The sequence below is a fragment of the Nocardiopsis sp. TNDT3 genome (genome assembly GCF_003427465.1).
GTDB classification, from domain to species: domain Bacteria; phylum Actinomycetota; class Actinomycetes; order Streptosporangiales; family Streptosporangiaceae; genus Nocardiopsis; species Nocardiopsis dassonvillei.
This window is the reverse complement of sequence record NZ_QPFC01000244.1, coordinates 1-8,839: the sequence shown is the minus strand read 5'-3', so window position 1 is coordinate 8,839 and position 8,839 is coordinate 1. Positions and strand designations below refer to the sequence as shown.

Here is an 8,839-nt window from a genome sequence, read left to right as displayed (position 1 = left end):
GGCACGGTGGTGTGCAGGGCCGAGGTGCTGGAGATCAGCACCACCGAGCCGCCGCGCTCGGAGGCCAGCAGGTGGGGTTTGGCCGCCTCGGTCAGGCGCACGAAGGGCATCAGGTCGGCCGCGAAGCCGCGCTCCCACTGGTCGGGGGTGGGCGCGCTGCCGCCGGAGACGTTGGACACCAGCACGTCCAGGCCGCCGAGTTCGGCCACCGCGTCCTCGACGAAGGAGGGCAGCGCGTCGTGGTCGGTGACGTCCAGGGCGCGCGAGAACACGCGGGCGCCGGTCTCCTCCAGCTCGCGGGCCGCCTCGGACAGCGGTTCGGGGGTGCGCGCGCAGATCGCGAGGTCGGCGCCCTCGACGGCGAACAGCTGGGCGATGGCCCGGCCGATCCCCCTGCTGGCACCGGTCACGGCGACCCGTGCCCCCTTCAGTCCCAGATCCATTGCCCCGTCCCCTTCGCTCTCGGCTCGCACGGCCGCCTGCCGGGGTCGCACGCACCTCTTCGGGCACACGGCGGGCACTCGCCGCACCCGCCCCGCGACGGCAGACGGGCGGGCCGCCCCCTGGGGGTGGCCCGCCCGCGTCAACCTATCGCACGCCCACGGCGGGGCACCGGTTCCGGAGGAGCCGGAGCCGGTGCGTTCGGGGCGGTCAGGCCCCGGTGGAGTGGAAGCCGCCGTCGACGTGGACGATCTCGCCGGTGGTGGCGGGGAACCAGTCCGACAGCAGCGCCACGACCGCCTTGGCCGCGGGCTCGGGGTTGGTGACGTCCCAGCCCAGCGGGGCGCGCTCGGGCCAGTGCTTGGCCAGCTCGGAGAACCCGGGGATGCTGCGGGCGGCCATGGTGCTCAGCGGCCCGGCGGAGACCAGGTTGACCCGGATGTTCTGGTCGCCGACGTAGCGGGCCAGGTAGCGGGCGGTGGAGGTCAGCGCGGACTTGGCCACGCCCATCCAGTCGTAGATGGGGTAGGAGACGCTGTTGTCGAAGTCCAGGGCCACGACCGAGCCGCCGTCCTTCATCAGCGGCAGCAGCGAGGTGGTCAGCGACTTCAGGGAGAAGGTCGAGGTGTGCATGGCCGTGGCCACGTCCGACCACGCGGTGTTGAGGAAGTTGCCGCCCAGGGCGTCCTGCGGGGTGAAACCGATGGAGTGCACGACGCCGTCGAGGCCGTCCACGTGCTCGCCGACGCGGGCGGCCAGGGTGGAGAGCTGCTCGTCGTCGGTGACGTCCAGCTCCAGGATCGGGGGCGTCTCGGGCAGGCGCTTGGCGATGCGCTCCACCAGGCTCAGGCGGCCGTAGCCGGTGAGCACGACCGTGGCGCCCTGCTCCTGGGCCAGGCGGGCCACGTGGAAGCCGATGGAGGAGTCGGTGAGCACACCGGTGACGAGGATGCGCTTGCCTTCGAGGATTCCCATGTTCGGGTCGTCCGTCCTGTCTGTGGTCCGTTGCGGAAGGGGAGCCCTTCCGGTGGCTGAAGGGAAAAAGGGGGCGGACCCGGTCAGTGGCCCATGCCCAGGCCGCCGTCGACGGGGATCACGGCGCCGGAGATGTAGGCGCCGCCGGGCCCGGCGAGGAAGCCCACCGTCCTGGCGATGTCCTCGGAGGAGCCGAGGCGGCCCAGGGGGACGTTCTTCTTGATCTCGGCCTGGCGCTCCTCGGACAGGGCCGCGGTCATGTCGGTCTCGATGAAGCCGGGGGCGACGATGTTGACCGTGATGTTGCGCGAGCCCAGCTCGCGGGCCAGGGAGCGGCCGAAGCCGACGAGCCCGGCCTTGGAGGCGGCGTAGTTGACCTGGCCGCCGGAGCCGAGGAGGCCCACGACGGAGGAGATGAGGACGATGCGGCCCGAGCGCTTGCGCATCATGCCGCGCACGGCGCGCTTGGCCACGCGGAAGGCGCCGGTGAGGTTGGTGTCCAGCACGGAGGAGAACTCGTCCTCGCTCATCAGGGCCAGCAGCTGGTCCTTGGTGATGCCGGCGTTGGCCACGAGCACCTCGACGGGACCCTGCGCCTCCTCGACCTCCTTGAAGGCGGCGTCGACCTGGGCGGAGTCGGTGATGTCGCAACGGACGCCCAGCAGACCCTCCGGGGGCTCGCCGGAGCGGTAGGTCACGGCGACGTCGTCTCCGCCCGCGGCCAGCTCACGGGCGATGGCCAGGCCGATTCCGCGGCTGCCGCCGGTGACCAGTACCGAGCGCGACATAGGGGCTCCTCTTCTCCTGCGGCTGCTGTGATCAGCCACGACGTGGTGTTGCGGGGGGTGGGATCGCATTGCAGCGTACCGAGCTACCCGGCGGTAGACGCAACCGAGGCGAACAGGGGCGCCGATCCGCCCATGTGCGGGGATTCCGGACACGCTGGGGGGACGCCCCGAGCACGGCGGGCGGCGGTGAGGTGTGTCACCGACGCGGGTCCCCTTGTTCCTCCCCGTCCTCGGCCTCCGGTGGTCGGGGTACGCCGACGACGACCGCCAGGATGAGCATCGTGCCGGGGCTCAGCAGCCAGGTGTGCGCGGACCCCGTGGAAACCATCCAGGACAGGATCACCAGTGCGATGTGGCCCAGCCCCGCCCGCATGCCCGACAGGGGCCGTGCGTGCCCCGCGGGCGGTCGCCGCTCGAACGAGCCCGGATACGGATCCTCCCCGAAGACGACGCCCCGGCGGTCCAACCAGACGAACCCGGCCAGGACCGCGGACGCGTACAGCGCCAGGAGCGTGGGCGACTCGGTGAGCCTGACCACGAAACTGCCCGTGAAGGCGGCCATGAGCAGGCCCCACCCGCCGAGCACGCGGGGCAGGACCTTCCTGTGCCAGGAGGGGAGCGTTGGCACGGTCGGTTCCTTCGTCTGGGGGAACGAGGTCGACAGCGACCCTATCCGGGGCGGGAGACGGCCCCGCCCCGTCCCGGAGTCCGGCCCGCCGCTCACACCGGTCCGCCCTCAGGCCCAGCCCGCGTCGTGGGCCAGGATGGCGGCCTGCACCCGGTTGGACATGTCCAGCTTGGCCAGGATGCGGCTGACGTGGGCCTTGACCGTGGCCTCGCGCATGCCCAGGTCGCGGCCCGCCTCGGCGTTGGACCGGCCCCGAGCCACCGCGAGGAGCACCGACCGCTCGCGCTCGCTGAGCACCGACAGGCGGCGCACGGCCTCGGCGCGGCCCGCCGCGGAGTCGGCGGGGGCGGGCGCGGCGAAGCGTTCGAGCATGCGCTTGGTCACGCTGGGCGCGAGCATCGCGTTGCCCTCGTGGACGGTGCGCACCGCGCCGATGAGGTCGCGGGGCGGGGTGTCCTTGAGCAGGAAGCCCACCGCACCGGCCCGCAGGGCGCTGTGCACGTACTCGTCCAGGTCGAAGGTGGTCAGCAGGACCACGCGGGGCGGCCGGGGCAGGGCGGTCAGGCGGGCGGCGGCGGTGATCCCGTCGGTGCCCGGCATGCGGATGTCGAGCAGCACCACGTCGGGGGCGAGTTCCTCGGCCAGGCGCACGGCCTCGGCGCCGTCGCCGCCCTCGCCCACCACCTCGATGTCGGGAGCGGAGTCCAGGATCATCCGCAGGCCGGACCTGACCAGGAGTTCGTCATCGACCAGGAGCGTGCGGATCACCTTCGGAAACCTCTTCCTCCGTACCGGATGGATCGTCGGTTCGCACGATAGCGCGCAGACGCCACCCGCCGTCGGGGCACGCCCCCGCGCTGAGGCTTCCGCCGGAGAGCACGACGCGCTCGCGCAGCCCGGTCAGACCGAATCCGCTGCGGGGCATGGGCGAGGCCGGGCCCCGGGCGGGCGCGTTGGCCACCTCCACCTCCAGCTGGCGGTCGGCGTAGTGCAGGCGCAGGGTGACGGCGGCGCCGGGCGCGTGCTTGGCGGCGTTGGTCAGCCCCTCCTGGACGATCCGGTAGGCGGTGCGCTGGACGCCCGTCGGCAGCGGGCGGACCCGGCCGCTCTCCTCCCGGTCGATCGGCATCCCGGCGGCGCGCCACTCCCCCACCAGGCGGTCCAGGTCCGACAGGACCGGCTGGGGGGCGGTGGGCGCGGCGTCGGTGTCGTCGCGCAGCACCCCGAGGATGCCGCGCAGTTCGGTGAGGGCCTCGCGGCCGGTGGTGCGGATGAGCCCGGCCGCCTCGACGGTGCGCGGGTCCTCGGCGGAGACCTCCAGCCCTCCCGCGTGCAGCACCATGAGGCTGACCCGGTGGGCGACCACGTCGTGCATCTCCCGGGCGATGCGGGTGCGCTCGGCGGTGATGGCCTGCTCGGCCATCATGTGCTGTTCGCGTTCGAGGCGCTCGGCGCGCTCGTGGAGGCGGTCGATGAGCTGGCGGCGGGTGCCCACCCACAGGCCGAAGACCATCGGTACGACCAGCAGCATCCCGATGAGGAAGACCTGGCCGAGGGGGTTGGCCTCGTAGGCGACGACCATGGCCAGGCTGTACAGGGCGAACCAGCCCACCAGCAGGCGACGGTTGCCCTGGTACACCGAGTACGAGTACAGGGCGATCACGGCCGGGACGAAGTTGGCGAAGCACAGCAGCAGCACGAGCGCGGTGACGAGCATCCACTGCGGGAAGCTCCGCCGCAGCAGGACCGTGGCACCGGCGAACACGACCGGGATCACGTAGAGGACCACCCCGGCGGCCAGGGCGAACGCGATGTTCACGTTGGCCAGGAGCGCCAGGAGCGCGGGGACGAGCCCGCCGAACAGGCCGAGCTGCGTGCTGCCCACCAGTTGCAGTACCCAGCTGAACGGCAGCGGCAGCACGGCGTAGAGCCAGTCGGCGATGGTCAGGCGGCGGGCCCACCACCACTCCCGGTTCTTGTTCCACAGGGCGCCGGCGTCCCTGCCCCGGTCGCTCACCCAGCTCCTCATGCTGGGGAGTCTACGGCGGCGCACCCGGTCGGCCCGTGCGCGCGCCGCGCCCGGTCCCGCGCGGTCCGATCGTCGGTCCGCCCGCGAAAGCCCAGGCCGGCAGGGGCGCGTGGCGGGCCCGTGACGGAGGGTGCTCCGACGACCCCCGACGAAAGTCGGTGCGCCGGCCAGACGAAGGAGTCGCGAACCCGCCCGCCACCGTTCCTTTGGCCGAGTCGCGAATCGGCCCCGCGGGGGACGCCCGGGCCGGGCGGGCGGACCTAGCGTTGTGGACAGCCGCGACGGAGAGCCCGTCCGGCCCGCACACCATCCCCGATTCCTGGAGCTGTCTGCCGTGACCGAGTTCACCGTGAAGCCCGACCCGACGGTCACCTCACCGCCGGTGGTGGTCGCCCGGGGCCTCACCAAGACCTACGACACCGGCGACAGCCAGGTCCACGCCCTGGCCGGGGTGGACGTGGAGTTCCACCGGGGCGCGTTCACCGCGATCATGGGCCCCTCGGGGTCGGGCAAGTCCACCCTCATGCACTGCCTGGCCGGACTGGACGTGCCCACCTCGGGCACCGTGCACCTGGGCCGCACCCAGATCACCGGCCTGCGCGACGCCGAGCTGACCCTGCTGCGCCGCGACCGGATCGGGTTCATCTTCCAGTCCTTCAACCTGCTGCCGATGCTGACCGCCGAGCAGAACATCCTGCTGCCGTCGCAGATCGCCAAGCGCGGGGTCGACAAGCAGCGCTTCGACCACATCATCGACGTGGTGGGCCTGCGCGACCGGCTCAACCACCTGCCCGCCAAGCTCTCCGGCGGCCAGCAGCAGCGCGTGGCCGTGGCCCGCGCCCTGCTCAACGCGCCCGAGGTCGTCTACGCCGACGAGCCCACCGGCAACCTGGACTCGCGCTCGGGCACCGAGGTGCTGGAGTTCCTGCGCAACTCGGCCCGCAACCTGAACCAGACCATCGTCATGGTCACCCACGACCCCGTGGCCGCCTCCTACGCCGACCGCGTGGTCTTCCTGCGCGACGGACGTCTGGTGGACGAGGTCGTCGAACCCACCGCCGAGCTGGTCTCCGCGCGGCTGCTGAAGCTGGAAGAGGCCTGAGGGACATGCTGCGCACCACACTCGCCGGGCTGCGTCTGCACAAGTCCCGGTACGTCACCACCGTGCTGGCGATCCTGCTGGGGGTCATGTTCGTGTCGGGGACCATGGTCTTCGCCGACACCCTCAACGCCAGCTACGAGAAGTCCGTCATGGGCTCGGCCACCAGCGTGGACGCCATCGCCGTGCCCACCGAGCCCGAGTTCGACCCCGAGAGCACGGAGCCGCCCGAGGAGCCGGTTCCGTTCACCGACGAGCAGCTGGACGCGGTGCGGGCGCTGCCCGAGGTCGCCGAGGCGGGCGGGCTCCTGAAGGGCGAGGCCGTGCTCCTGGACGCCGACGGCCGCGCGGTCGGCTTCGTGCCTCCCGCCGCGGTCGGGCTGGGCGAGGTCAGCCGCTTCTCCGCCGACGAGGGCTCGCTGCCCGCGAGCAGGGACGAGATCGCCCTGGCCACCTCCACCGCCGAGCAGACCGGCTTCGCGGTCGGCGACACGGTGACCGTGCTCGACGCCGAGGGGGACAAGCGCGACTTCACCCTCACCGGGCTGGTCGAGTTCGGCGTGGACCCGGCCTACAGCATGGGGGGCGCCGTCGTCTTCGACCCGGACACCACCCGGGAGATGGCCGGCGTGAGGGACTACGCCGAGATCGACGTGCTCGCCGCCGAGGGCCACACCCCGCAGGATGCGGCCGACGCCGTCGCCGCGGAGCTGGGGGGCGCGGCCGAGGTGAGCACCGGTGAGCAGTTCGGTCTGGACATGGCCGAGAGCGTGGGCGGCCAGGCGGAGATGCTGCGCGTCGCGCTGCTGCTGTTCGCCTTCATCGCGATGTTCGTCGCCGGGATCGTCATCTACAACACCTTCGCCATCCTCATCGCCCAGCGCCAGCGCGAGCTGGCCCTGCTGCGGTGCGTGGGCGCCAAGCGCGGCCAGGTCTTCCGGTCGGTGCTGACCGAGTCGGTGGTCGTGGGCCTGGTCTCCTCCGCCCTGGGCGTGCTGGCCGGTGTGGGCGTCGGCATGGCCGGTGCGACCTACGGCGGCCCGCTGCTGGGCTCCGGGGAGGCGGTGCCCGTGGTGGTCACGCCGACGGCGGTCCTGGTCGGACTGGCCGTGGGAACCGTGGTGACCGTGTTCTCCGCGATGGTCCCGGCCACGCGCGCTACCCGGGTGGCGCCGCTGGCGGCCCTGCGCACCAGCGCCACCGCCGCCGGACTGGAGAAGGGCACCGGCTGGGTCCGCGTCGTCTTCGGCCTGGTGACCTTCGCGGTCGCGGCCGCCCTGGTGGGCCTGACCCAGATGATGGGACCGGGCACGATGGGCCCGGTCATCGTCACCGCCGCCGCCCTCATCGCGTTCGTGGGCGTGGTCGTGCTGGGCCCGCTGCTGGTGCGCGGCATCGTGCGCCTGGTCGGCGTGCCCCTGCGGAAGGTGGGCGTGCCGAGCATGCTGGCGGTGGACAACTCCACCCGCAGCCCGCGCCGCGCGGCCACCGCGATGATCGCCCTGACCGTGGGCGCGACCCTCATCACCGGGTACTCGGTGGTCAGCGCCTCCGTCGAGACGACCATGACCCGGATGCTGGAGGAGCAGTTCCCGGTGGACTACCAGGTCTCCCCGCAGTTCTCCATGGAGGGGACGGGGACCGCCACCGAGACGGCCGAGGGCTCGGAGGAAGCCGAGGACCCGGCGGGGAGCGAGGGTTCCGAGCAGTCCGCAGGCGCCGGGCAGGCTCCCGCCGACGGCGAGGAGAGCGCGGCCGGAGAGGCTCCCGCCGACGGTGCCGAGGGCCCCGCCGAGCCCGCGGAGCCGACCGGGGGCGCGTCCGCCGGTGAGGACTCCGGCACGCAGGGCGGCACCGAGGCCGGGGCGGCCCAGGAGCCGCGGTTCCCCACCATCCCGAACGAGGTCCGGGTGGCGCTGGAGGGCCAGTCCGCCCTGGGCAAGGTCATCGGCCAGCGCAGCGTCTACGTCGACACGGACGGCGGCCAGTCGGTCCCCGTCTACACCTACCCGGGCGCCGAGGTCGGCGTCGACCTCACCAGCGACACCGTCGAGGGCGACGTGACCGACATCGGTCCGGGCCGGGCCACGGTGACGGAGGGCTACGCCGAGGGCGCCGGGGTGGGCGACACCCTCACCCTCCCGGCCGAGGACGGCCGGGACCTGTCCGTGGAGATCGTCGCGGTCGTGGAGGACATGCAGTCCCTGACGGGCGTGACCCTGCACCCGGAGGACTTCGCCGCGGCCTTCCCGTCGGTGGACGAGGACGAGATGCTGCTCATCCGCGCCGCCGAGGGAGCCGACGCCGCCGAGGTGCGCGACGCGGTCTACACCGCGGTCGAGGACCACCCGACCATGCAGGTCGCGTCGGCCGCCGAGATGAAGAACCAGTTCTCCGAGGTTCTGGACATCGCCTTCTACACCATCGCGGCGATGCTGGGCCTGGCGATCATCATCGCGGTGTTCGGTATCTCCAACACCATGGCTCTGTCGGTGCTGGAGCGCACCCGCGAGTCCGCGCTGCTGCGGGCGCTGGGGCTGGCCCGGGGCCAGCTGCGCCGGATGCTGAGCGTGGAGGCCGTGCTGCTGTGCCTGATCGGCGCCGGTATCGGCATCGTGCTGGGCGTGGTGTTCGGCTGGGCGGCCGGGGCCTCGGTCATGCCGGACATGGTCTTCACCGTGCCCTTCGGCCAGATCGGGGTGTTCATCGCGGTCGCGGTCCTGGCGGGGCTGCTGGCCTCGGTGCTGCCCGCCCGCCGGGCGGCGGCCACCTCGATCACGGGGGCGCTGGCCAGCGAGTAGGCGGTCACGCCCTCCGCGGGCGCACGCGTCGCCGCGACGGGAAACGCGAGGGCCCCCTTCCGCCTCCGGGCGGAAGGG

At 72.9% G+C, this 8,839-nt stretch carries 8 protein-coding genes; 2 read left to right on the top strand and 6 right to left on the bottom strand.

Translation table 11 applies throughout. The features are described from left to right. The 6 genes from DQW06_RS06695 to DQW06_RS06670 all read right to left on the bottom strand — a co-directional run. Positions 1-443, bottom strand: a 443-nt coding sequence (locus DQW06_RS06695; protein WP_117198152.1) for an SDR family NAD(P)-dependent oxidoreductase, incomplete at its 3' end; no start/stop codon positions are given. 208 nt (positions 444-651) lie between these two features. Then, positions 652-1,416 carry an enoyl-ACP reductase FabI gene (fabI, locus tag DQW06_RS06690; RefSeq protein WP_013153797.1) on the bottom strand — a complete coding sequence of 255 codons (765 nt, stop codon included), beginning with the start codon at positions 1,414-1,416 and terminating at the stop codon, positions 652-654. A gap of 83 nt (positions 1,417-1,499) precedes the next feature. Beyond that, the gene (locus DQW06_RS06685; RefSeq protein ID WP_013153798.1) at positions 1,500-2,204 is read right to left on the bottom strand and encodes a beta-ketoacyl-ACP reductase; all 705 of its coding nucleotides are present in this window, start codon (positions 2,202-2,204) and stop codon (positions 1,500-1,502) included. Positions 2,205-2,400: 196 nt separating this feature from the next. Further along, the gene (locus DQW06_RS06680) at positions 2,401-2,832 is read right to left on the bottom strand and encodes a hypothetical protein (protein ID WP_117198151.1); all 432 of its coding nucleotides are present in this window, start codon (positions 2,830-2,832) and stop codon (positions 2,401-2,403) included. A gap of 108 nt (positions 2,833-2,940) precedes the next feature. Next, positions 2,941-3,600, bottom strand: coding sequence for a response regulator transcription factor (locus DQW06_RS06675; protein ID WP_013153800.1), 660 nt, complete (start codon positions 3,598-3,600; stop codon positions 2,941-2,943). Further along, a complete protein-coding gene (locus DQW06_RS06670; protein ID WP_041552766.1) occupies positions 3,575-4,861 on the bottom strand; it encodes a sensor histidine kinase in 1,287 nt (428 codons plus the stop codon). Before DQW06_RS06670 ends, DQW06_RS06675 begins: the two co-directional genes overlap by 26 nt. A 334-nt stretch (positions 4,862-5,195) precedes the next feature. Between DQW06_RS06670 and DQW06_RS06665 the strand changes: the two genes are divergently transcribed. Further along, positions 5,196-5,963 carry an ABC transporter ATP-binding protein gene (locus DQW06_RS06665; RefSeq protein WP_117198150.1) on the top strand — a complete coding sequence of 256 codons (768 nt, stop codon included), beginning with the start codon at positions 5,196-5,198 and terminating at the stop codon, positions 5,961-5,963. Positions 5,964-5,968: 5 nt separating this feature from the next. Then, complete coding sequence (locus DQW06_RS06660; RefSeq protein ID WP_117198149.1) at positions 5,969-8,761, top strand: ABC transporter permease; 2,793 nt, start codon at positions 5,969-5,971, stop codon at positions 8,759-8,761. The last annotated feature ends 78 nt before the right edge of the window (positions 8,762-8,839 follow it).